This is a genomic window from Nonomuraea sp. NPDC004354 (genome assembly GCF_053602555.1).
Genome location: NZ_JBSGDV010000006.1, coordinates 127639 through 149918 on the forward strand (window position 1 = coordinate 127639; position 22280 = coordinate 149918).

General features: G+C 71.4%; 24 protein-coding genes. 15 read left to right on the forward strand and 9 right to left on the reverse strand.

Features of this window, described 5'->3' with window-relative positions:
• Positions 1-11 precede the first annotated feature (11 nt).
• The gene (locus ACWENQ_RS19960) at positions 12-788 is read right to left on the reverse strand and encodes a SigB/SigF/SigG family RNA polymerase sigma factor (RefSeq protein WP_449920670.1); all 777 of its coding nucleotides are present in this window, start codon (positions 786-788) and stop codon (positions 12-14) included.
• Positions 789-989: 201 nt separating this feature from the next.
• On the opposite strand from ACWENQ_RS19960, the gene ACWENQ_RS19965 reads away from it, so the two are divergent.
• Positions 990-1364, forward strand: coding sequence for an STAS domain-containing protein (locus ACWENQ_RS19965; protein WP_354910772.1), 375 nt, complete (start codon positions 990-992; stop codon positions 1362-1364).
• Between the two features lie 67 nt (positions 1365-1431).
• Here the strand turns inward: ACWENQ_RS19965 and ACWENQ_RS19970 are convergent, their stop codons facing one another.
• Positions 1432-2139, reverse strand: a complete 708-nt coding sequence (locus ACWENQ_RS19970; protein WP_354910770.1) for a GAF and ANTAR domain-containing protein — start codon at positions 2137-2139, stop codon at positions 1432-1434.
• 35 nt (positions 2140-2174) lie between these two features.
• Here ACWENQ_RS19970 and ACWENQ_RS19975 point away from each other — a divergent pair, with 35 nt between their 5' ends.
• From ACWENQ_RS19975 to ACWENQ_RS19985, 3 genes are all read left to right on the forward strand, one after another.
• Entirely contained in the window at positions 2175-4025 is a 1851-nt protein-coding gene (locus ACWENQ_RS19975) for a SpoIIE family protein phosphatase (RefSeq protein WP_449920672.1), read from the forward strand.
• A 123-nt stretch (positions 4026-4148) separates the two neighbouring features.
• A complete protein-coding gene (locus ACWENQ_RS19980; RefSeq protein ID WP_449920674.1) occupies positions 4149-5255 on the forward strand; it encodes a glycosyltransferase in 1107 nt (368 codons plus the stop codon).
• 153 nt (positions 5256-5408) lie between these two features.
• Positions 5409-6122 carry a glycoside hydrolase family 16 protein gene (locus tag ACWENQ_RS19985; protein WP_354910762.1) on the forward strand — a complete coding sequence of 238 codons (714 nt, stop codon included), beginning with the start codon at positions 5409-5411 and terminating at the stop codon, positions 6120-6122.
• Here ACWENQ_RS19985 and ACWENQ_RS19990 read toward each other — a convergent pair.
• The gene (locus ACWENQ_RS19990) at positions 6106-7155 is read right to left on the reverse strand and encodes a PucR family transcriptional regulator (protein WP_449920677.1); all 1050 of its coding nucleotides are present in this window, start codon (positions 7153-7155) and stop codon (positions 6106-6108) included. The two genes, ACWENQ_RS19985 and ACWENQ_RS19990, sit on opposite strands and share 17 nt — an antisense overlap.
• A gap of 76 nt (positions 7156-7231) precedes the next feature.
• Between ACWENQ_RS19990 and ACWENQ_RS19995 the strand changes: the two genes are divergently transcribed.
• The 5 genes from ACWENQ_RS19995 (at position 7232) to ACWENQ_RS20015 (ending at position 13127) form a co-directional block, all read left to right on the forward strand.
• A complete protein-coding gene (locus tag ACWENQ_RS19995) occupies positions 7232-8149 on the forward strand; it encodes a proline dehydrogenase family protein (protein WP_354910757.1) in 918 nt (305 codons plus the stop codon).
• Positions 8150-8151: 2 nt separating this feature from the next.
• Complete coding sequence (gene pruA, locus ACWENQ_RS20000; RefSeq protein WP_449920680.1) at positions 8152-9777, forward strand: L-glutamate gamma-semialdehyde dehydrogenase; 1626 nt, start codon at positions 8152-8154, stop codon at positions 9775-9777.
• 179 nt (positions 9778-9956) lie between these two features.
• Positions 9957-10283, forward strand: a complete 327-nt coding sequence (locus ACWENQ_RS20005) for a nuclear transport factor 2 family protein (RefSeq protein ID WP_452415569.1) — start codon at positions 9957-9959, stop codon at positions 10281-10283.
• Positions 10284-10615: 332 nt separating this feature from the next.
• Positions 10616-11842: an MFS transporter gene (locus tag ACWENQ_RS20010; protein ID WP_452415570.1), complete on the forward strand. Its 1227-nt coding sequence runs from the start codon at positions 10616-10618 to the stop codon at positions 11840-11842.
• 280 nt (positions 11843-12122) lie between these two features.
• Complete coding sequence (locus ACWENQ_RS20015) at positions 12123-13127, forward strand: tetratricopeptide repeat protein (protein WP_452415572.1); 1005 nt, start codon at positions 12123-12125, stop codon at positions 13125-13127.
• A gap of 148 nt (positions 13128-13275) precedes the next feature.
• Here ACWENQ_RS20015 and ACWENQ_RS20020 read toward each other — a convergent pair whose 3' ends face one another.
• Positions 13276-13689, reverse strand: coding sequence for a hypothetical protein (locus ACWENQ_RS20020; RefSeq protein WP_452415574.1), 414 nt, complete (start codon positions 13687-13689; stop codon positions 13276-13278).
• 17 nt (positions 13690-13706) lie between these two features.
• Positions 13707-14210, reverse strand: a complete 504-nt coding sequence (locus ACWENQ_RS20025; protein ID WP_452415576.1) for a DUF2231 domain-containing protein — start codon at positions 14208-14210, stop codon at positions 13707-13709.
• Between the two features lie 100 nt (positions 14211-14310).
• Here ACWENQ_RS20025 and ACWENQ_RS20030 point away from each other — a divergent pair, with 100 nt between their 5' ends.
• A complete protein-coding gene (locus ACWENQ_RS20030) occupies positions 14311-15009 on the forward strand; it encodes a helix-turn-helix transcriptional regulator (protein ID WP_449920694.1) in 699 nt (232 codons plus the stop codon).
• Between the two features lie 256 nt (positions 15010-15265).
• On the opposite strand, the gene ACWENQ_RS20035 is transcribed toward ACWENQ_RS20030, so the two are convergent.
• On the reverse strand, positions 15266-15775 hold the full coding sequence (locus tag ACWENQ_RS20035; RefSeq protein ID WP_452415578.1) for a DinB family protein: 510 nt from the start codon (positions 15773-15775) through the stop codon (positions 15266-15268).
• A 141-nt stretch (positions 15776-15916) separates the two neighbouring features.
• Here ACWENQ_RS20035 and ACWENQ_RS20040 point away from each other — a divergent pair, with 141 nt between their 5' ends.
• Entirely contained in the window at positions 15917-16603 is a 687-nt protein-coding gene (locus tag ACWENQ_RS20040) for a hypothetical protein (RefSeq protein WP_452415580.1), read from the forward strand.
• Positions 16604-16761: 158 nt separating this feature from the next.
• Positions 16762-17055 carry a hypothetical protein gene (locus ACWENQ_RS20045; RefSeq protein WP_449920702.1) on the forward strand — a complete coding sequence of 98 codons (294 nt, stop codon included), beginning with the start codon at positions 16762-16764 and terminating at the stop codon, positions 17053-17055.
• Positions 17056-17143: 88 nt separating this feature from the next.
• Here ACWENQ_RS20045 and ACWENQ_RS20050 read toward each other — a convergent pair whose 3' ends face one another.
• Positions 17144-18118, reverse strand: coding sequence for a hypothetical protein (locus ACWENQ_RS20050; protein ID WP_452415581.1), 975 nt, complete (start codon positions 18116-18118; stop codon positions 17144-17146).
• A gap of 160 nt (positions 18119-18278) precedes the next feature.
• Between ACWENQ_RS20050 and ACWENQ_RS20055 the strand changes: the two genes are divergently transcribed.
• The gene (locus tag ACWENQ_RS20055) at positions 18279-19184 is read left to right on the forward strand and encodes an aminoglycoside phosphotransferase family protein (RefSeq protein WP_452415583.1); all 906 of its coding nucleotides are present in this window, start codon (positions 18279-18281) and stop codon (positions 19182-19184) included.
• Between the two features lie 12 nt (positions 19185-19196).
• On the opposite strand, the gene ACWENQ_RS20060 is transcribed toward ACWENQ_RS20055, so the two are convergent.
• Positions 19197-20165 (reverse strand): helix-turn-helix transcriptional regulator, encoded by a 969-nt coding sequence (locus ACWENQ_RS20060; RefSeq protein WP_452415585.1) that lies wholly within the window; start codon positions 20163-20165, stop codon positions 19197-19199.
• Between the two features lie 44 nt (positions 20166-20209).
• On the opposite strand from ACWENQ_RS20060, the gene ACWENQ_RS20065 reads away from it, so the two are divergent.
• Together ACWENQ_RS20065 and ACWENQ_RS20070 are read left to right on the forward strand one after the other, a co-directional pair.
• Complete coding sequence (locus ACWENQ_RS20065) at positions 20210-20683, forward strand: hypothetical protein (protein WP_449920709.1); 474 nt, start codon at positions 20210-20212, stop codon at positions 20681-20683.
• Between the two features lie 176 nt (positions 20684-20859).
• Complete coding sequence (locus ACWENQ_RS20070; RefSeq protein WP_452415587.1) at positions 20860-21561, forward strand: TetR/AcrR family transcriptional regulator; 702 nt, start codon at positions 20860-20862, stop codon at positions 21559-21561.
• Positions 21562-21679: 118 nt separating this feature from the next.
• Here the strand turns inward: ACWENQ_RS20070 and ACWENQ_RS20075 are convergent, their stop codons facing one another.
• Positions 21680-22249, reverse strand: coding sequence for a helix-turn-helix domain-containing protein (locus ACWENQ_RS20075; RefSeq protein ID WP_452415589.1), 570 nt, complete (start codon positions 22247-22249; stop codon positions 21680-21682).
• Between the last annotated feature and the right edge of the window lie 31 nt (positions 22250-22280).

Here is a 22280-nt window from a genome sequence, read left to right on the forward strand (position 1 = left end):
GAAGCCCCCATCTAGCGCTCCGCGATCAGTTCTGCCCTGAGCTGGTCGAGGACCTTGCGCAGAATGCGCGAGACGTGCATCTGCGAGATTCCGAACTCCGCCGCGATCTCGGCCTGCGTCATGTTGCCGAAGAAGCGCAGCAGCAGGATGTTCTTCTCCCTGGAGGGCAGGGCGTCGATGAGAGGCTTGACGGCCTGCTGGTCGACCAGGGTGTTGAGAGTGTCGTCGTCCTCCGGGATCACGTCCCCCAGGGAGGCGGCGTCGTCGTCGGCGCCCAGCGGGGCGTCCAGCGAGAGCGTGCTGTAGGCGGCGGAGGCGTCGAGGGTGAGCAGGACGTCCTCTTCCGAGATGTTCATCTTGGCGGCCAGTTCGGCCACCGTGGGAGCGCGGCCGAGATCCTGGCTGAGGTCGGAGACCAGCCTGTTGAGCTCGGAGCGGCGCTCCTGGTAGAGCCGGGGCACCCTGATCGCCCAGGTGCGGTCGCGGAAGTGCCGCTTGACCTCACCGGTCATCGTGACGACGGCGTAGCCCCTGAAGGCGTGGCCGAGGCCCGCGTCGAAGCCGTTGATGGCCTTCATGAGGCCCACGTAGGCGGCCTGCAGAAGGTCCTCCATCGGCTCGCCCCGGTAGCGGTAGCGTCTGGCGATCTCCATCGCGAGCGGCCGGTGCATCTCGACGACGCGCTCTCGCACCCTTTCGCGCAGCGAGTCAGGGGTGCCGTCCCTGACCATCTCGGCCAGGAGTTCCTCCGCGGTCATGTCGTCGAGGACGCGTTCCTGAACAGCCATTGGCGTCTGCTCCTCATATGGTCGCAGCCCGCCCCCGCACAGCGAAAAAGCCCAGGCAGAGGCGCGCCTCACGAGAGGTCGCTCGGAAGCCCTCTGCTGGACTTCGACTTCAGTTTTCCCCCTTTGGGATGGAGTATTCAACCCCTGGGCGGTGACAGTAGGGTTGCCCTGCCAGACAGGGGACGACGGAGGAGGCTTCGGGTGACGGTGTCGGAGAACGGTGAGTGGCCGAAGGCCGCCCTGAGTCTGACGTCGTCGATCGCCGGCGGACTGCCCGTGGTGGCCGTGGAGGGCGTGCTCGACGCCACGACGAGGGAGCAGTTCGCCGACCATCTGGCCGAGGTGGTGGCCGTCCACGGCCACGATCTCATCCTCGACCTTGCGGGGGTCACCTTCATGGACTCGCGCGCGCTCGGCCTGATCGTGCACCACTGGCAGGGGTGCACGTCGGCGGGTGGCAGGTTCGCGCTGGTGGGCGTGCGCTACTCGCCGTCGAAGGTGATGTGGATCACCGGGCTGGCGCAGCGGCTGCCGCTGTACGAGACGCTCGACGAAGCGCTCGCCGCGCTGAGCTGACCGGCACCTCCCGGCCGGCCTCGCGCCGGGCCGGCAGGTGCTCTCACCGCTCCAGGACCGGCGCCTCTCAGCGGGCCTTGCGCTGGTGCTCCTCCACCAGCAGCCGGGCCAGGTCGGCGACCTTGACCTGGTGGTGCTGGGAGACCCTCCGCAACTCCTCGAAGGCCGCCTCGGCGCCGCACCCGCTGGTCTTCATGATGATGCCCTTGGCCTGGTCGATGACGGACCGCCCGGCCATGGCCTCCTGCAGCTGGGCGGCGTCGGTGCGCATCTCGTCGAACTCCCACATGTTCGCCATCGCCACCCCGACCTGCTCGGACAGCATCTCCGACAGCGGCGCGGCGGCCTGCGCGGTGAAGGCGCCCGGCCGTACCGAGTACAGGCCCACCACCAGGAGCACGGGCTGGATCTCGATCGGCAGCACCAACGCCGAACGGACGCCCCACCGGGTGGCCAGGCCCGCGTAGCGCGCCCAGCGGCGGTCGCGCAGCACGTCGGCGACCACCACGCGGCGCCGCGTGCCCCGCGCCTCGATGGAGGGCCCCTCGCCGATCCGCCGTTCGCCCTCGACCAGCATGATGAGCTCGCTGTGGGACCCCGACACCAGCACCCGGTCGTCGCGCCACAGCTCGGCCGACCCTCCCGAGCAGCCGGGCACCCCCCGGGCCAGGGTCGTGGTCAGCCCGCGAAGTACGCTCTCACTCGAGGTGTCGTCGCCGACCCGGCCCAGCGCAGCCAGGTCGCGCGCCAGCACGGAGGTGATCATTCTCGCCATGGCGAATCCCTTCCCGATGAGCCTAGATTAAACAGGTGACCGAACCCATCGGCCTGGCCGCCCTCGAACACGCCCTCGATGAGCTCGGGGGGCGCGTCTCGTCGCTGCGCGCGGCCCGGTCCGCCTACCCGGGGGAGCTGGCGCAGACGCTCGACGCCGCGCTGGCCGAACTCGACACCGCCACCGAGCTGCTGGCCGCGGCCAAGGCGGAGCTGTCCGGCGCCGCCAGGAACAAGGCGGGCAAGGGCGCCTCCCAGCGGGAGCTGAAACTGCTGCGCCAGGTGTTCAGGGTGTTCCCCGTGCCGGTGATCGTGCTGGACGGCGGCGGCGTGATCAGGCGGATCAACGCCGAGACGGCCGCGCTGCTCGGCAGCCCCGACGGGTTCCTGATCGGCAGGTCGTTCCCGCTGCTGGTGGACGTGCCGCGGCGGGCGGCCTTCCGGTCCCATCTGACGGCGGTGCTGCAGACCGGGCAGTCGGCCGCGTTCGAGACCAGGCTGGCCCACCAGGGCCGCACCCACATCGCGCAGCTGGTGCTGACCAAACTGACGATGCCGGGTGAGCCGCAGCAGATGGTGGCGGCAGTGGCGCTGCCGACGCAGGTGCAGGTGTCCGAGCCCGGCACGCCCCGTCCCGAGCTGTCCGACGCGGCGCTGCTGATGACGGCCGCCAAGCGGCAGGAGCTGCTGGCGCGGATGACGTCGCTGCTGCTCGACGAGGAGAGCCTGCGGCTGCCCGTGGCCCTGTCACGGGCGGCGCGGCTGCTGGCCGAGGAGTGGGCCGACTGGGTGATCGGCGACGTCCTGCGCGACGACCTGCTGAGCAGGTCGGTGGTGCTGGGGCCGAAGGACCAGCCGGTGGCCGAGCTGGTACGGCTGGTCGAGCGGGCCGACCCGGCCGCCGGCCCGCTCGTGGCGCAGGTGCTCGACCAGGGCACCGGCGTGGTGCACGAGATGGTCGAGGACGAGTCGCTGCTCGGCTCGTCCGCCGACGGGCCGCTGCTGACCACGATGGGGGCCGGCTCCATGCTGTGCGTGCCGATCGGCGTGGAGGGGGCGGTCCGCGGGGTGCTCACACTGGTGCGCTCGCACGACCGCCAGCCGTACACGCTGGCCGACCTGGGGCTGGTGCAGGAGCTGGGCGCGCACCTGGGCATGGCGATGGCGGCCAGGGAGCGCTTCCGCGACCGCTCGCAGGCCGCCGACGCGCTGACGGCCAGCGTGGTGCCGCGCAACCTGCCGCAGATCCCGGGCTTCGAGGCGGCGGCGATCTACCACCAGGGCGCCTCGGTGGGAGCGGAGTTCTACGACGTGTTCCCCGTCAAGGACGGATGGGGGTTCTCGCTGGGCGGCGCGGTCGGCTCCGGTGAGGAGGCGGCCTCGGTCAGCGCGATGGTGCGCGGCGGGCTGCGCGTGCTGAGCGTGTGGGAGAGCGATCCCGACATCGCGGTGCGCAAGGTCAACGAGGCGCTGGTCGCGCAGCGCTCCGGCATGTTCGTCATGGCCGCGGCCGGCTACGTGAAGGGCAGGACGATCACCGTCAGCTCCGCCGGGCACCATCCGGCCGCGCTGGTGCAGCCGGACGGCGGGGTGCGCTTCGTCTCCGGCGGCGGCGTGCCGCTCGGCATCGCGGCCGAGGCCGAGACGGCGGTGGAGGAGATCACCCTGACGGCGGGCCAGACGCTGGTCTTCTACTCCGAGGGCCTGGTCTCCTCACGCGGCGAGCACGGCGAGCCGTACGGGGAGGAGCGGCTGGCCGACGTGCTGGCCCGCAGCGTGCAGCAGCCGCCCTCGACCGTGGTGAAGTCCATCGAGCAGGACAGGCACGCCTTCTCCGGCGGGCGGGTGTGGGACGAGATCGTGGTGCTCGCGCTCCGCGTGGCGTGACCGCCGCCCGGTTTGGGCCCCCCGAGCAGGTTTACTTTTCCCGGGCACCGGGGTAAGCCTAGAAGGAAGTGAGTGCCTAAGACGCAGGCACACCCCGCAGCTGTCACCTGCCCGAGGTGTGTCATGCATATCGCCATCGTCGCTTCCGACCAGCGGCGCACTCATATCCTCGCGGTGGCCCGCGAGCTGGGCCGCGAACACAGGGTGACGATCTTCTCCCGCCGCAGTGACGGCCAGGCGAAGCTCAGGACGAAGGTGTGCCATGGCGTCACCGTCGAGTCCATACCCGCGGGCCCGGCCCAGGATCTGCCCGCCGACGACGTGGTGCCGTTCCTGTCGGACGTGGGCGCGTACCTGATGCGCCGCTGGCTCGAGGAACGGCCCGACGTGATCCACGCCCACTCGTGGACCGGGGGGCTGGTGGCGGTGGCCGGGGCCAGCGGGCTGGGCGTGCCGGTCACGCAGACCTTCCACCACGACCTGGGCGTCGCCGTACCGCCGGCGCATCTCAGGCTGGAGCGTGTGCTCGGCCGGCGTGCCGACGCGGTCATCGCCGGCTGCGGCGACGAGGAGTCCGAGCTCATCAGGATGGGCGTCCCCCGCGACCACATCGCGGTCGTGCCCTGCGGGGTGGACGTGGACAGGTTCCGCCGCCAGGGCAGCGCGGCGGCCCGCGGCACCCGCAGGCGGTTGCTGCACGTCGGTCCCCTCTCCCCCGACCGGGGCGCGCACACCGTGGTGCGGGCGCTGGCCGCCGTCCCCGACGCCGAGCTGGTCCTGGCCGGCGGGCCGCCGGCCGAGGGGCTGGAGGAGGACCGCGAGGCCAGGCGGCTGCGCATGCTGGCCCGGCAGGCCGGCGTGGCCGAGCGGGTGAACGTGCTCGGCCGGGTGCCGAAGACGTCGGTGCCCAAGCTCATGCGCAGCGCCGACCTGGTCATGTCGCTGCCGCGCGAGGCGCCCGAGGGGACGGTCGCGCTGGAGGCCATGGCCTGCGGCGTCCCCGTCATCGCCTCTGCCGTGGGCGCGCACCTGGACGCCGTGGTCGACGGCGTCACGGGCCTGCTGGTGCCGCCGGACCGGCCCGCCCAGACCGCCAGGCTCATCCGCGAGCTGCTCGCCGACCCGACCAGGCGCACGGCGCTCGGCTACGCCGGCGCCGACCGGGCGCGGTCGCGCTACTCGTGGGAGCGCGTCAGCCAGGAGCTGCTCCGGGTGTACGAATCGCTGTGAGCCACCCCGCGTCCCGCCCGCCGCTCCTCGGGCTGCGGCCGGCCGTCGGCGAGGGGCGCGGCACGGTCAGGACGACGGCCACAAAACCGCGGAACACCGCGAGAGGGTCGAAAGCGCCGTTACCAAAGCGCAATCTGTGCTTTCCTGAGACTCATGTCGATTCCTGGTTATCTCGTGGCGGCGGCGCTCCTGGCGACGCCCGCCGCCACCACCGCGACCGAGCGGCCGCCGTTCGAGCAGGTCTTCACCGAAGGCTTCGACTCCCTGGACACCGGCAGGTGGATGGTCTACCACTCCCCCGGCGCCGAGACCAACCCCCGCACCGGCAAGGCCACGTCCGTCTCCGGCGGCGTGCTCCGGCTGAAGGGCGGCTTCTACGGCGGCAAGGACCTGTCGGGCGGGCTGGCCACGCGCTCGTCCCAGGAGTACGGCAGGTGGGAGGTCAGGTTCAAGGCCGAGGCCGGCGCCGGCTACACCCCGGTCGCGCTGCTGTGGCCCGACAGTCAGAGCGACGGCGACTACGCCGAGATCGACTTCGCCGAGATCGTCGACCCGCAGCGGCGCGGCGGCGGCATCTTCGTCCACGCGGGCCGCGAGCGGGCGCAGAAGCAGCTGCGCGCCGACTTCACCCAGTGGCACACGGTGGCCGTCGACTGGCTGCCGGGACGGCTGACGTTCTGGCTCGACGGCCGGAAGGTGTGGGACTACCGCGGCCCGCACGTGCCCGAGGGCAGGAAGATGGGACTGGCCCTGCAGAACGACGTCGTGTGCAACGAGTGGTCGCCGTGCAGGAACGCCGCCACCCCCGACACCGTGTCGATGTACGTCGACTGGGTGAAGGTCTACCGGTTCACCGGAGCAGCCTGACCGCCTTCAGCCCCAGGTGGACGGCCAGCCGGTCGTCGCCGTCCGACAGGTCGAGCCCGGTCAGGCGTTCGGCCTTGCCCAGGCGGTAGTAGAGGGTCTGGCGGTGGATGCCCAGCTCCGCCGCCGCCTTCTGGGCGTGCCCGCCGAGATCGAGGTAGGTCTCGACGGTGTGGGCCAGCTCGGTGTCCAGCGGCGCGGTCTCGGCGGCCAGCTCGCGCAGGTCGGCGCCGCCGAGCCGGGCCAGCAGCCGGTGCACGCCGAGATCGGGCCAGCAGGCGACGGGATGGAAGCGCGGGAAGTGCTCGGCGATCCGCAGGGCGTGCCTGGCCTCGCGGAAGCTCTGCCAGGCGTCGGCCGGATCGGCCCGCGGCGCGCCCATGCCGGCGGCGGTGCCGTACGCGGTCTGGAGGTTGCCCGCGATCTCGCCCGCCAGGTGCGCGGGGGCGAGCACGGCGACCGGCTGGCCCGCGCGTGCCAGCACGCCGCGCGGCAGCGTCCAGAGGGCGGCCACCCGCTCCTGCGACTCCCTGACGGCGATCGCGGTCACGGGACCGGCCAGGTCGAGAGCGGCTCCGGCCCGCTCCTCGGGGTCCGACGACAGCAGCGCGGCCAGCTCCCTGCCCAGGTCGTGGCGGCTGCGGGCCTCCTGGGCGAGCATGGCGGCCGCCCTGGACGTGAGCGGCCTGATGCGGGCCAGCTCGGCATCGCCGAGCGTGCCGAGCAGCCACAGGTAGCCGTAGGTCACCGACGTGTGCCGGAGCGGGACGCACACCCTGGCCAGGACGCCGAGCTCCCGGTCGGCGGGGATGCGGACGGGGCCCTCCGCCCTGGCGATGCCGAAGCGCTCGAAGTAGTCACGGACCTCGCGGCTGGCGCGTCTGCGCAGGATGGACTCCTGGCGGACGGTGTCGATGTCGCCGTGCTGCGCGCCGTACGCCAGCAGCCGGAAGGAGCGGTCCTCCAGCGTCGCGGAGACCCCGAGAACGCGGGCGATCTCGTCGACGGTCTCCTGTAGGTCATCGGTGTTGTGCATTTGTATGACAGCCTGCCACAACCCGCGTTACGGACGTCAATGGGCCCCTCGTGAGCAGGGGTTTTAGCCTGGAAACATGCTGGGTCACGTACTTCTCGCCGGGTCGCGCAGCGCGCTCGTGCGCCGCACCGTGTCAGGGCTGCCGCCGACCAGGAAGGTCGTCGACCGGTTCGTCGCCGGCGAGAGCGTCGCCGAGGCGAGCTCCGCCGTGCAGCGCCTGGTGGACGGCGGGCTGACCGTCACCATCGACCACCTGGGCGAGGAGACCCGCGACGCGGGCGCCGCCGCCGCGACCGCGAAGGCCTACCTCACGCTGCTGGAGGCGCTGCGCCCGCTGGGCCTCGGCACGCGCGCCGAGGTGTCGGTGAAGCTGTCGGCCGTCGGCCAGGAGCTGAGCGACTCCATGGCGCTCGACCACGCCCGCGAGATCTGCGCGGCCGCCGCCGCCAACGGCTCCACGGTCACCCTCGACATGGAGGACCACACCACGGTCGACTCCACGCTGGGCATCCTGCGCGCGCTGCGCGAGGACTTCCCCTCCACCGGCGTCGCCGTCCAGGCCTACCTGTTCCGCAGCGAGGCCGACTGCCGCGACCTGGCCGTCGAGGGCAGCAGGGTGCGCCTGGTCAAGGGCGCCTACCGCGAGCCCGCCTCGGTCGCCCACCAGAGCAAGGCCGAGGTCGACAAGGCCTACGTGCGATGCCTGCGGATCCTCATGGCGGGGAAGGGTTACCCCATGGTGGCCACGCACGACGACCGGCTCATCGCCATCACCGAACTGCTCGCCGACAGGTTCTCCCGCGCCGTCGGCGACTACGAGTACCAGATGCTCTACGGCATCAGGACCGACAAGCAGGAGTCCCTCGCGGGCGCCGGCCACACGGTCCGCGTCTACGTCCCCTACGGCGACGACTGGTACGGCTACTTCATGCGCCGCCTGGCCGAGCGTCCCGCCAACGTCGCCTTCTTCCTTCGTGCCCTTGGGGGTAAGTGATCATGGATGCGATCAGCAACGTCCCGACGCCGGCCAACGAGCCGGTGTACGGCTACGCGCCCGGCAGCGCCGAGCGCACCACGCTGGAGAACCGCATCAAGGAACTGGCCGGGTCCTCGATCGACCTGACCATGACCATCGGCGGTGCGCAGCGGATGGGTGGCGGCGCGGCCCTCGACGTCGTGCAGCCGCACAACAAGACCGCCGTCCTGGGCCGTACCAACGACGCTACGGCTCAGGACGTGCAGGACGCCGTCGACGCGGCGCTGGCCGCGGCTCCCGCCTGGCGGGCGCTGTCGTTCGACGAGCGGGCCGCCATCTTCCTCAAGGCCGCCGACCTGCTCGCCGGGCCGTGGCGCGCCACGCTGAACGCGGCCACGATGCTCGGCCAGTCCAAGTCGGTGCAGCAGGCCGAGATCGACGCGGCCTGCGAGCTGATCGACTTCCTGCGCTTCAACGTCGCCTACGCCCGCCAGCTCTACACCGAGCAGCCGACCTCCTCGGCCGGGGTGTGGAACCGCATGGAGTACCGCCCGCTGGAGGGCTTCATCCTGGCGATCACGCCGTTCAACTTCACGGCCATCGCCGGCAACCTGCCGACCTCGGCCGCGCTCATGGGCAACGTCGTGGTGTGGAAGCCGTCGCCCACCCAGCAGTTCGCCGCGCACCACACGATGCGGCTGCTCGAGGCGGCCGGCCTGCCGCCGGGCGTCATCAACATGGTCACCGGCAACGGCCAGGCGGTCTCCGAGGTCGCCCTGGCCCACCCCGAGCTGGCCGGCATCCACTTCACCGGCTCCACCGCGACCTTCCAGCACCTGTGGGGCACGGTCGGCGCGAACATCGCCCGCTACCGCGGCTACCCGCGCCTGGTGGGCGAGACGGGCGGCAAGGACTTCGTGCTCGCGCACCCGTCGGCCGACCCGGGCGTGCTGTCGACCGCCCTCATCAGGGGCGCCTTCGAGTACCAGGGCCAGAAGTGCTCGGCGGCCTCGCGCGCCTACGTCCCGCGCTCCATCTGGTCGCGGATCAAGGACGACCTGGTGGCCACCGCCGAGTCGCTGACCGTGGGTGACGTGGCGGCCGACCTGTCCACGTTCATGGGCGCGGTCATCGACGACAGGGCCTTCGCCAAGCACAAGGCGGCGCTGGACCGGGCCAGGGCGACCGGCTCCATCGACGTGCTCACCGGCTCCTACGACGACAGCGTGGGCTACTTCGTCAAGCCCTCGATCCTGGTGTCGGACGACCCGACGGACGAGATCTTCGTCAAGGAGTACTTCGGGCCGATCCTCGGCGTGCACGTCTACGACGACTCGTCCTTCGACACGGTGCTCGACCAGATGGAGGCCGCCTCGCCGTACGCGCTGACGGGGTCGCTCATCGCGCAGGACCGCTACGCGATCGCGTCGGCGTCGGAGCGGCTGCGGTTCGCCGCGGGCAACTACTACATCAACGACAAGCCGACGGGCGCGGTCGTCGGGCAGCAGCCGTTCGGCGGGGCGCGGGCCTCGGGCACGAACGACAAGGCGGGCTCGATCTTCAACCTGATCCGGTGGGTGAACGCCCGCACGATCAAGGAGACGTTCGTGCCGCCGACCGACCACCGCTACCCCCACATGGGCTGATATTTCCGCACACGCGGTGAGTTAGGGGATTCCTGCTCCCCTGACCAGCGCGCGCACCCACGCGCACCGCGTACCGGCGCCCCGGGTCCCCGCACGGGCCCGGGGTGCCGCCGTTTTCCAGGCCACGATTCCCCGCGGGGAATTGCCCGGCGGCAGGCCACCTCGGCAGGATCGCTTCCATGAGCGAAGTGATCGATCGGTTCAACGCGGCCTTCCAGACGCACGACGCGTCCGGGCTGGCCGACGTGGTGGCGGAGGACTGCGTCCTGGAGAACGTCGACGGCGCCACCTATTCCGGTCCAGGCGAGGCGCTGGGATTCTGGTCGGCGCTGGCCGCCGACCACGGCACCACCTGGACCGTCGAGGACGTCACCGGCGACGGCGAGCGGGCGACCATCCGCTGGCGCGCCAGGTCGGCCGACGGAACAGTGACCAGAGGCGTCAACCTCATGTGGCTCCGGGACGGCCGGATCGCCGAAGCCACCGGCTACGTCAAGATCTCCTAGGCAGGGTTACGGCATGCGCGCACACCGCCTGGACTCCGGCGGTGGCGGCAAGGGGGATCGGGCCGGGCGTGGTCCCCGTACGCGGCCCGCGGCAGCACGGGCTCGCTGCCCGGATCTTCGCCCGGCCCGAGCAGCAGGCGCGGCTTCACGCGTCAGGACCCGGTTGCCCTCGATCACGCGTGGCAACCGCCGTCCAGACGCCACCTGCGCCATCAGACCGGCCTGTCGCAGCGTGAGCTGGGCAGACTGTCGTCTACGACCACTCGCCACACCGTGCGTAGACGCGAAAACGCGTTGCCGTTGATGCTCTCGAAACGTATGGTTTTGCGCTCGTGATCACAGTGGTGGAGCGAGTCCTGCCTGCCCGGCTGGGGACCGGATTCCGATGGTTGCTGGCCTCGAGCTGGCTGACAAATCTCGGCGATGGGGTCGCGGCCGCGGCGGGCCCCCTGCTGATCGCGACGTTGACGCGCGACCCGCTGATGATTTCGCTGTCGGCCCTGGTGGGCTGGGCGCCGCCGCTGCTGTTCAGCCTGTACGCGGGCGTGCTGTCGGATCGGTACAACCGGCGCAGGATCGTGCTCGTCGCGAACGCGGTGCGGGCCGTGGTGCTGGCGGCGCTCGTCACGCTCATGGTGACTGGCACCGTGACCGTGGCGACGGCGCTGGTGGCGCTCACGCTCCGGTCCATCGCCGAGGTGTTCGCCGACAACGCGACGGCCACGCTGACTCCCATGATGGTCAGCAAGGACGATCTCGTCATCGCCAACGCCCGCCTGGGCACGGGGTTCATCACGCTCAATCAGCTCGCCGGGCCGCCGATCGGCGCGGCACTGTTCGGCCTGGGCTTGACCTGGCCGTTCGCGGGCCAGCTGCTCCTGGCGGTGGCGGGGATCGTCCTGGTCTCCCGGATCAGGTTGCCACCACACGGCCGGCAGGCCGACGATCTCGTGCCTGACACCGCGCGGGAACTGATCGCCGGATTCAGCTGGACGATCCGCCACGCGGCGGTCCGCACGCTGGCGCTCACAATCCTGATCTTCAACTTCACGTTCGGCGCGGCCTGGTCGGTTCTCGTCCTCTACACCCAGGAGCAGCTCGGACTCGGCGCCCTGGGCTTCGGTCTGATGACCACCATCGGCGGGATCGGCGGCTTGATCGGCACCGGCCTCTACGGGGCCATCACCCGCAGGGTGAGCCTCGGCGCCCTGATGCGCATCGGGCTCATCATCGAAACGTTCACTCACCTGGGCTTGGCCCTGACCCATTCGCCGTGGGTCGCCGGGGGCATCTTCCTGGCCTTCGGCGCGCACGCGTTCATATGGGGCACGACCTCGGTCACCGTCCGCCAGCGCGCGGTCCCACCTGAACTGCAGGGCCGAGTGGGCAGCGTCAACACCGTCTGCGTCTACGCCGGGCTCGTGGTCGGCTCGTTGATCGGCGGTGTCCTGGCCACCCGCCTCGGTGTCGCGGCGCCCTTCTGGTTCGCCTTCGCCGGTTCCGCGGTGTTCGTGGTGCTGCTGTGGCGGCAGCTCATGCTCATCGCCCACGACGACTGAGATGTTCGGTGGATGTGAACGTTCGATCTGGTCGACGACACCGGCGATGCCTTCTTCCCTGGAAAAAGATCCTCACACCGGGAGGCTCGACGTCCTTCCATCCCTACCCAGCCGGTAAAAACCGATAAGCGTACTGAAAGCGTCCCGCAAGGGACTTTCACTATCATCCGGCAAGATAAAGGGATATATCACCGCAAAAGGCTGAAAAGGGCACGAGGTACGCGCACAGCATCGCCTCATCGCCGAACGCCACCTACGACTGCATCTCGAAGGCACTTCCATGGACACCATTCACCGCATCGCCAGCATCGCCGCGGCGGCCCGCCGCCGACTCCAGCGAGCGGTCAACAGTGGCCACACCGACCTTGCGCCTTCAGCGATGTTCGATCTCGGCGTCTTGAAATCTGAGCGGGGCCGGGTGGCGGCGGCTCGCACCTGGTACCGCCGGGCGATCGACACCGGCCACGCCGACATCGCACCTGCGGCGATGCTCAACCTGGGCGAGCTGGAACATGACCAGGGACGGGTGGACGAGGCCCGCGTCTGGTACCGCCGAGCGATCGACAGCGGCCATGCCGACCATGCGCCGAGAGCGATGTTCGACCTGGGCGAGTTGGAGGAGAACGAAGACGGGCGAACGGAAGAGGCCCGCGTCTGGTACCGCCGGGCGATCGACAGCGTCCACACCGACATCGCGCCGTGGGCGATGCTCAACCTGGGCACCCTGGAAGATGAGCACGGGCGGGTGGAGGAGGCCCGCACCTGGTACCACCGGGCGATCGACACCGGCCACGCCGACATCGCGCCTGTGGCGATGCTCAACCTGGGCGAGTTCGAGGAGAACGAAGACGGGCGGGTGGAGGAGGCCCGCACCTGGTACCGCCGGGCGGCCGACACCGGCGACGCCCACATCGCGCCGTGGGCGATGCTCAACCTGGGCACCCTGGAAGATGAGCAGGGACGGGTGGAGGAGGCCCGCACCTGGTACCACCGGGCGGCCGACAGCGGCCACGCCCACATCGCGCCGAGGGCGATGCTCAACCTGGGCACCCTGGAAGATGAGCAGGGACGGGTGGAGGAAGCCCGCACCTGGTACCACCGGGCGGCCGACACCGGCCACGCCGACTATGCGCCGTGGGCGATGTTCGACCTGGGCAAGTTGGAGTATGAGCAGGGGCGGGTGAAGGAGGCCCGCACCTGGTACCGCCGGGCGATCGACAGTGGGAACGAAGCAGTCCGAGCCTCTGTGCAAGAGCACCGACGCCGCGAGAAGCATCGTCGTTGAGCGCGCGGGAGGACACGTTCGGTGGTTGGCACGGCGGCCACCGCGGATCCGGCCCGGCCTTCGAGGAGTCAGGTGCAGAAACCGGCGGCAGGGATGATCGTGGAGGAGCACCGGCCCACCCGCCGCGGGCCTGACGCCAGACCGCCTGTCAGCCCCCGGTCACCGCGGTGACCAGGACCAGGACGAGGGTGACGACGGCGAGCAGGCCGTGCCCGGCCACGACGGGGACCGGGATGGCCCGCTCGGGCGGCGCCGCCGTGGCGGCGGCGCGGGCGCGGTACACCGGGATCCAGCGGGCGAGCATGACGAAGCCCAGCAGCGCGACCGGGAGCAGCACGATCAGCGCGATCCATGCCAGGGCCCCGCTGTCGAGCGCCAGGTAGAGGATCCAGAAGATCAGCCCGGTCGCGGCGAGCAGCATGTGACCGAAGATCACCGGCGTCGGGAAGCGGCTGGATGCCGCCTCCTTGCGGCGGAGCCCGCCGTGGGAGATCCACACGCCGAGCATGAAGAAGCCGCCCAGTGCGGTGAGCAACCAGGTGACGAGTGCGGCGACGGCCATGATCTGCCTCCCTGAGGTCAGGAACGGAAGCCTTCTGCTTGGGTGGTCTCGTCGGCGACCCGGACGCCGTAGCGGTAGGCCAGCATCCCGCCCAGGTAGCCCGACACCGACAGGACGGCCAGGCAGACCACCGACAGCGCGATCTGCCCGACGGGGACCGGCCCCGCGTGGTCGCCGGACCGCCAGGCCCAGGCCACGCCGTACGCGGCGGTGACGGCGAGGTTCAGCACCAGATGGACGCGGGCCGTGCGGAAGGCGGCGGTCCCGGGGGGAATGGCGAGGAAGTCCAGGAAGCCGAACATGGCCGCCGCCAGGGCGCCGATCACCCCGATCGCGATCAGCCACAGCGATCCGCGAGCGAGGAAGCCGGGGTCGCCGACGACGTGCGAGGCCAGGTCGAAGACGAGGCTGGTCACCCAGGCGCCGATCGGCACGGTGACCAGGATCGGGTGCAGCGGATGCCCGTACGGACCGGCCAGCATCGTGACGGGACGCTTGGCCTGATGCAGCTGATCGGACATTGGCACCACCTCCAATTTCACCAACAAGTCTTAGTCTTATTTCCGCGACGGTCAAGCACTTCGCGGTTTCGACCATCAGGATGGGTGTTATTGTGTTCGGGTGACGCGGGACGCGGTGCAGGCCGTAGCGGCGCTCGGCGACGAGCTGAGGCGCCGCATGTACGAGTTCATCCGGCAATCACCGGTCCCGGTCACCCGGGACGAGGCCGCGCAGAACGCCGGCATCTCCCGCAAGCTCGCCGCCTTCCACCTGGACAAGCTGGTCGACGTGGGGTTGCTGTCCGCGGAGTACGGCAAGCCCGACGCGGTGCGCCGGGTGGGGCGGGCGCCCAAGGTCTACCGGCCCACCGACCTCGAGGTGCGGATCAGCATCCCGCAGCGCGAGCACGGCCTGCTCGCCGAGATCCTGATGGACGCGGTCCGGACGCAACGGCCGGAAGAGAGCGGGCCGCAGGCCGCCGTGCGCGTGGCGAGCCACCGCGGCCACGCCCTCGGCCACGCCGAACGCGAACGGCTCAAGCCGGGCCGTCTCGGCGCCGAACGCGCCCTCACCTACGTCGGGCACATGCTGGAAGGCCACGGCTTCGAACCCGTCCGCGTGACGCCGACCCGGATCCAGCTGAACAACTGCCCCTTCCACCCGCTGGCGGCCAAGGACCCCGACCTGGTCTGCGGCATCAACCACGCCTTCCTGGCCGCCTACTGCGACGGGCTCGGCGCCACCACGATCACGGCCGCCCTGGTCCCCCGGCCGGGCGCGTGCTGCGTCGAGCTCGGCACCACCGCCGCATCACCTTGACGGCATGCACGACCGTGCTCGGCCTTGAACCGAGTCGAGGCGGACGACGGCGCACTACCATCGCGGAGGTATCTGGGCGGACCGCCTGCCCGCCGGCAAGAGCTGGATGGTCGGAAAGGGCTTCGGCCCCTCCTCGACTCACACGATCCGCTCCTCGCCTTCACGCCGGTCGTCGCCGGCGCCTCCCCTGCCCGGGCCGTCCTGATGATGATGGCCGCTGTCGGCGCAACCGAGGCCGGACTGAGGTGCTCCCCGGCTACCCGCGATGTGTGGTGCCGCCGAGGACTTGCTCACGGAGGATGTCCGCGTGGCCGCAGTGCTGGGCCAGTTCACGCAGCATGTGGAGGTAGACCCAACGCAGCGGCAGCGGGCCCCGGCGGTTGCCGCGGAGGAGGTCGTCCAGCGTCAGCTCCGCCGTGGCCCGACGCGACGCCGCGCAGGCCTGCTGGTAGGCCCGCTGGACGGAGGCGATCGTGTCGCCGTCGTCGATGTCGAACGACTCGTCAGGCGAGTCGGGAATGCCGATCTCGGTGCGGGACCGGCATGTGATCGCCTCGTCGAACCAGACCTTCTCGACGAACGTGGCGTGCTTGACCAGGCCCAGCAACGTGGTCTTGGACGTGACCAGCGACCGGCGCGCCTGCTCCTCGGTCAACCCGGTCAAGCTGTCGTTCAGCGCGGACCGGTGCTCGTCGAGGAACGCCTCGAACTGATCGCGCAGTGCCGCGTGGAAGACGGCGGGCTCCAACGACGGGGGGACGACCATGACCGCCACGATAGCCTGCCGAGAACGACGTCAGGTCCTGTGCCGGCGCGGCCGCGCCTCGCTGGAATCGACCGCCGCCGAGGATCGTGGATCTGTGGATCAGGGTTGATCGTGTGGTTGGCGAACCGGCACTCTACCTACGTGACGGCATCTCCCGACCAACCGGAACCCGGCACCGAGCCTCCCAAGACGCCCCCCAAGGCGCCCGCCGCGACGTCTTCACCGGACGCGCCTGATTCCGAGAACGGGACGCGACAGGTGGACACGAGCGGCGGCTGCGCCATCGCGATCGCCGTCCTTGGCGCCTGGTGCGCGGCGGCCTTCGTGATGGCGATGTTGCTCTACGGGCTCGACGGGGAGTGGTCGATCTTCCTTCTGTACTTCTTCTCCGTCTTGCTGGGCGTCCCGCTCGTCATCTTCGCCGTCGTCACCGCGGTGCAGCGGATGGTACGCGCCCGCAGGCGTCGCGAAGAGCTGATCCTTCGCCGGAAGGACGTTCTCACGAACCGCATCGAGGTGCTCACCACGGTGGTCACGGAAGCCAAGGCGGTCTCCAACGAGCTGGAACTCTACCTCCAGGAACGGCTCGCCGCCCTTGACGCTCTCAGCGCTCAGGTGGAGGAGAAGGAACGCCTGGCCGCTCTCACTCCCGAACAGGTGAAGGCGCTGGAGAAAGCGCTGCAGCGGCAGTTCGTGGGCCAGAATCGATCCGGACTCGCTCAGCAAGCGGTTTTCCTGGTTCTGGCATTCGTCCTCGGCTTCGTCGTGAACTGGCTTTCCGATCCGGCCCTTGACTGGCTGGAGGGCCTCTGGACGAGCCTGCCCTGAGAGAAGCGCCGGGCCGGCCACCCGGTGATGCGGACCGCGCTCGTCAAGGATGTCTGACGCAATCTTGACGAGGCGCTGGGAGCGCGAGAGCACGGGACCGGGGATTTCCTCTCTAGAACCCTTTCGGGGTGAATATCCGCGGTCGGCGAGGTGGCGGCATGGGGTGTCTGTTCGCGGTGTTCGCGGGACTCTTCCCGCGGCTGGGGCTCTTCATCGTCTGGGTGGCGCGTCCCCTGCTGGTCGACGCGGCGTTCCACACCTGGATCTGGCCGCTGCTCGGGCTCATCTTCCTGCCGTTCGCTACCTTGATGTACGTCATCCTGTACACGCCCGGCATCGGGCTGCGGGGCTGGGAGTGGTTCTGGATCGTGCTGGCGGCCCTGCTGGACGTGTCCCACTGGGTGGGTACCATCACCCAGCGCCGCCAGCTCCTCGCCTACCGCAAGCCGTGATCCCCCCGCCGCCGGCATTCTCCCGGGAGGAACCGGCGGCCACGGGCCTCGCGTCCTGAGCACAGGCGCCGACGTGCGGCATGGCCGGCTACGGCAGGCCGCCGCCTGAGCCCTTGGGACCGCGGGCCGGCCGGGATGCCCGCCGCGCCTCGCGGAGGACGGTCGGCTCATACAGGACGGTCGCGCGGAAGGCGTCCCAGTCGGCTTCCAGGGCGGCCAGGCGGGTGTCGCGCCACGCGCCGGGCGCGGCCTCGCGGTGGATACGCCGTTCGCGGGCGAGCAACATCCCCCGGTTGACAGTGAACGCCGCCCTCGCGACCGGGTCGGCTCCCACCCGGCCGACGACAAGGTCGCGGGCCCCGGGCACGTTCCGCAGCAGCACCCACAGCAATGCCAGGTCGCGGCCGGGCAGGAAGAGACCGGCGAACTCCCAGTCGAGAAACGAAACCGGGGCGCCGGGGTCCCCAGTGAGCCAGATGTTGGCGGGCAGGACGTCACCGTGGGCGAAGCGGCGTTCGGGACCGGCTTCCGCAAGCAGAGCCGCCAGGGCCCGGTGGACGGCGGCGTCGAGGAGCCCGTCGTGGTGGTAGCGGTCCAGCCGATCGGCAGCGTCCCGGCCCTCCCCCCGGAGAGGCGCCGGCGGGCCCCACCGGGTGAGCGCGTCGACGGCGTCCAGGACGGCGGAAAGGTCGCCGACGGCAAGCGGCCCGCGCGGATACCGGTCGGCGTGCAGCGGACGGCCGGACAGCCGCTCGGTGATGAGCACCCCCGTCTCCGCGTCGGCCGCCACCAGGCGCGGCGCCCGGACCGGCGGCGGCGACGTGGTGAACGCCCGGTAGACGTGGACCTCGCGGGTGAACATCGCCCGCCAGAACGGCGCCCGGTCGAGCAACAGCTTGGCGACGACCGGCTGCCTCCCGCAGGTGCCGGCCAGGAGCACCGACTTGCCGGTGACGTGCAGCAGCTCGCCCGGGGAGAACGCGGGCCACAGGCGGCGCGCGGCCCGCACGGCAGCGTCGCGGACAGCCGGCACGGTGGCGGTGTGGTCGGCCTCGGATGTCATCGGCTCTTCCCCTCGGGAGCCGGGCGTCTCACCGGACAGGGCGGCGGTGCCGTGCGGGGCCTCGGTGGTGGGCCCTCGGCCGCAACCTACCCGCTGACCGACGGGTGTCGCCCGGGAAAAGCTGTTGACGCGTGGCGTCGCCGGGCGGTCTTCTGCTCGGATGGCCACGATGCACGCCGACGAACTCCACACCGACGCCGACCTGGTCCGGCGGCTGGTCCGGGAGCAGTTCCCGCAGTGGGCGCACCTGCCGGTCGAGCGGCTGGCCTCCGGCGGGACCGTCAACGCGGTCTACCGCCTGGGCACCGGGTTCACCGTCCGCCTGCCCCTGACGCCGGGCGGCGTCAGGTCCCTGGAGCGGGAAGCGCGGTGGCTGCCCGAGCTCGCGCCGGTCCTGCCCGTTCCGATTCCCGCCGTGGCGGGGACGGGCCGGCCCGCCGAGGGTTTCCCGCTGCCGTGGGCGGTGCACCGGTGGATCGACGGCGAGAATCCGGTCGAGGGCCAGGTCGGCGAGGCCGAGGCCGAGGTCCTGGCCCGTGACCTCGCCGGGTTCGTCCAGGCGCTGCACAAGGCCGACCTGGACGGCGGGCCGACCGCCTACCGAGGTGTCCCGCTGGCGACCGCCGACGCGGGCACACGCGCCGCGATCGAGGAACTGCGCCGCATCGACGAGCCGTTCGACGCCGACGCGGCCATCGCGGTGTGGAACGAGGCGCTGGCCGCGCCGGTGTGGACCGGCGCGCCCCGCTGGGTGCACTCCGACCTCATGCCCAGCAACCTGCTGGTCGCCCGGGGCAGGCTCGCCGCGGTGCTCGACTTCGCCGCCGTCGGGGTCGGCGACCCCGCCTGCGACCTGATCCCCGCGTGGAACCTGCTGCCGTCCCCGGCGAGGAGCGTGTTCAGGGACGCCCTGGACGTCGACGACGCCACCTGGGCGCGCGGTCGCGGCTGGGCGCTGTCCATGGCCGTCATCCAGCTCCCCTACTACCGCGCGACGAACCCGGTCATCTCCGCCAACGCCCGCCACGTCATCCGGGAGACGCTCGCCGCCGCCGGGACGCCGTAGCGGGACCCGCCGTCAGGTCGCGTACAGGGCGGCCATGGCGCGGGCCGTCGCGACCAGCTTGTCCCTGAGGGCCGGGGGCTCCAGCACCTCCGCCTCCGCGCCGAGCTTGAGGAACTCGGTCTGCGCGTGGGTCAGCGACTCGATCGGGACGGTCGCGGTGACCCAGCCGTCCGCGCCCGTCACGCCGCTGGAGATCGCCTCGATCACGGCCGAGCTCATCACCTCGCCGGCCCGCTCGACGCCGGCGGGCGACAGCCGTACGACGGCGTGGCCCTGGACGAGACGGGCCCGGAAGTCCTTGAGGTGCGCGCGCCAGTGGGCGGCCAGGTCGAACCCCTCGGGCCGGTCGAAGGCGCGCTCGGTCACCCGCAGGTCGAGGATCTGGTTGACGCGGTAGGTGCGCAGGCTGTCGCCGCTGCGCGCGACGAGGTACCACTTGCCGGCCTTCAGAACCAGCCCGTACGGCTCCAGCGTCCGTTCCACCTCGTACGGCTCCCGCCAGCGCCGGTAGCGGACGTCGATGACGAGCTTGTTCCACACGGCGCCGGCCAGGGCGGGCAGGTGCGGCACCTGGTCGCCGTCGTGGTACCAGCCGGGCGCGTCGAGGTGGAAGTGCTCGCGCACGCACCGCGACCCCTCGCGCAGGTCGGGAGGGAGCGCCGCCTCGATCTTGAGCTCGGCCGCCGCGGCCAGGGCGCCGAGCCCGAGCTGGGCGGCCGGCCCTGGCAGCCCGGCCAGGAAGAGCGCCTGGGCCTCCTTCTCGGTCAGGCCGGTCAGCCTGGTGCGGTAGCCGTCGACGAGCCGGTAGCCGCCCTCGTGGCCGGCCTCGCCGTACAGGGGGACGCCGGAGGCGTGCAGCGCCTCGACGTCGCGGTAGACGGTGCGGACGCTGACGCCGAGTTCGTCGGCCAGCTGCTGCGCGGTCATCCTGCCGCGCGTCTGGAGCAGGAGGAGGACCGAAAGCAGGCGGGAGGCGCGCATCCACTGACAATAGATGTCAGTGGGTGATCCTTATCGTCCGGGTCATGGCTTTCCTGGAGAAGAACCTGCGTTCCCTGCCGCCCGTCACGTTGGGCGGCAGGCCGTACAAGCGGTATCACGTCGACCGCGAGGGGCACGAGATCGAGCCCGAGGTGGAGAAGGCGGCCTACGCGTACGTTCCGCGGCTGGTCCCCCCGTCCGCCGACGACTCGCCCGCGGGCTGGATCGTGCTGCACCGGGGCGGCGACAGCGGCGCCTACGTGCTGGTCTACACGTGGGTGTGGGACAACGTGCTCGAGATCCACACCGCGTGCGCGGGGCAGCCGGCCGTCGGCTGCCCCGACGAGGATCCGACGAACTTCATGACGCTGGAGCGGCCGTGGATCGGCTGCGTGTGGGAGCTGCCGCCGCTGGAGCACGAGCGCAGCGCCTTCGTCCGCCACATGCTGGCGCCCGAGGTCCCCGACCTGGACGGTTACCTGGCCGACGCCCTGCCGGCGGGTCCGGTGGGGCTCTGACCCGCTCGCGAGGTCCGGCCGCGGCCCGAGCGCGGCCCAAGTCCGGCACGAACGCGGCCGGAGCGCGGCCGGAGCGCGGCACGAGCGCGGCACGAGCACCGGCCGGAGCGCGGCCCGAGTCCGGCCTGAGTCCGGCCGGAGTGAAGGGCTCCGCGAGCCGTCGTAGGCTGTGCGTCATGACCGACAGCAGACCTCGCGGCAGGCGGCAGGCGGAGGCCGAGCGTAACGACCGGGCGCTGCTCCAGGCGGCGAGGGAGGTGCTGGCCGCCGACGGCGCGCACGCCTCCGTGGCCGCGATCGCCGCCCGCGCGGGTGTCGGGATCGGCAGCCTCTACCGGCGCTACCGCACCAAGGAGGAGCTCTTCCAGCGGCTGCTGGTGCTCTCCCTCGACCAGTGGATCGCGGCCGCGGAGCAGGGGCTGGCGGCCGACGACCCGTGGGAGGGGCTGGCCGGCTTCATCACCGCCTGCGTGGAGTTCGGCCAGGGCACGCTGAGCCCGGTCGCCGGCACGGTCGAGGGCACGCAGGAGATGCGGGTCAAGAACGACAGGGGTGACGAGCTGCTCGACGCGCTCGTCACCAGGGCCGGCGAGGCGGGGGCGCTGCGGCCCGGCGTGACCGCCGTCGACGTCTCCTTGCTGATCGAGCAGCTGGGCAGCTCTCCCCTGCTCGACCAGCTGCGCAAGCAGGGGCGCGGCGACATGCTCGCCGAGGCCGCCGCCGCCCGCGCCCGCCTGGTCGCCATCGCCGTGGACGGCCTGCGCGCCGTGCACGGCGAGCCGCTGCCCGGGCCGGCCCCGACCGGGAGGCTGTTCACCGAACGATGGCGCCGCCCGCCCGCGTCCGCCGAGGCGGGAACCGGCCAGCCGTCCGCCTGACCACCCGCATCCGCCGAGGCGGGAACCGGCCAGCCGTCCGCCTGACCGCCCGCCGGATTCGCCGAGAAGGGAACCGACCGGCCGGCCGGCTCGCGTCGGGCGCCGGCGCGGCTGCCGGTCAGCCGTCCGCCTGATCGCCGGACAGGCCCAGCGGGAAGGCGTCGAAGTGGACGATGACGCGCTCGCCGTCGTCACCGTCGTCGTCGTAGGAGTCGAGCAGCTCCTGCACCCGCCTGCCCAGCTCGGCCAGGTGCTCCCGGCTCAGTCGCAGGTGGCGCCGGGTGTGCGTGGCCGACTCGATCCACTCGCGGGACGCGGTCCTCGACTCCTCGACCCAGCGGGCCAGCTCGGCGTGCCGCTGGCGTACCAGACCGGCCATGAGCACCTCGGCGGCCTCGGCCGTGTCGGGGTCCTTGCGGAACCTGTCGGTGTCGCTGGTGAAGCCGGCCGCGCGCCACCACCGTTCCTTGCCCCTGGCCTTCTCCGGCACCTCGACGACGAGCCCGTGCCGGGCCAGCTGCCGCAGGTGGTAGCTGGTCACGCCGGTGTTCTCCTCGATACGGCCGGCCAGCATGGTGGCGGTCGCCGCGCCGTACTCCTCGAGCAGTTCGTACAGCCGCATCCGGACCGGATGCGTGAACGCCTTCAGCGCCTGGGCGTCCATCTCTCTGACGGTCTTGCCTTCCACAGTGTGCAGCCTTATCTTTGCAAAGAAACCT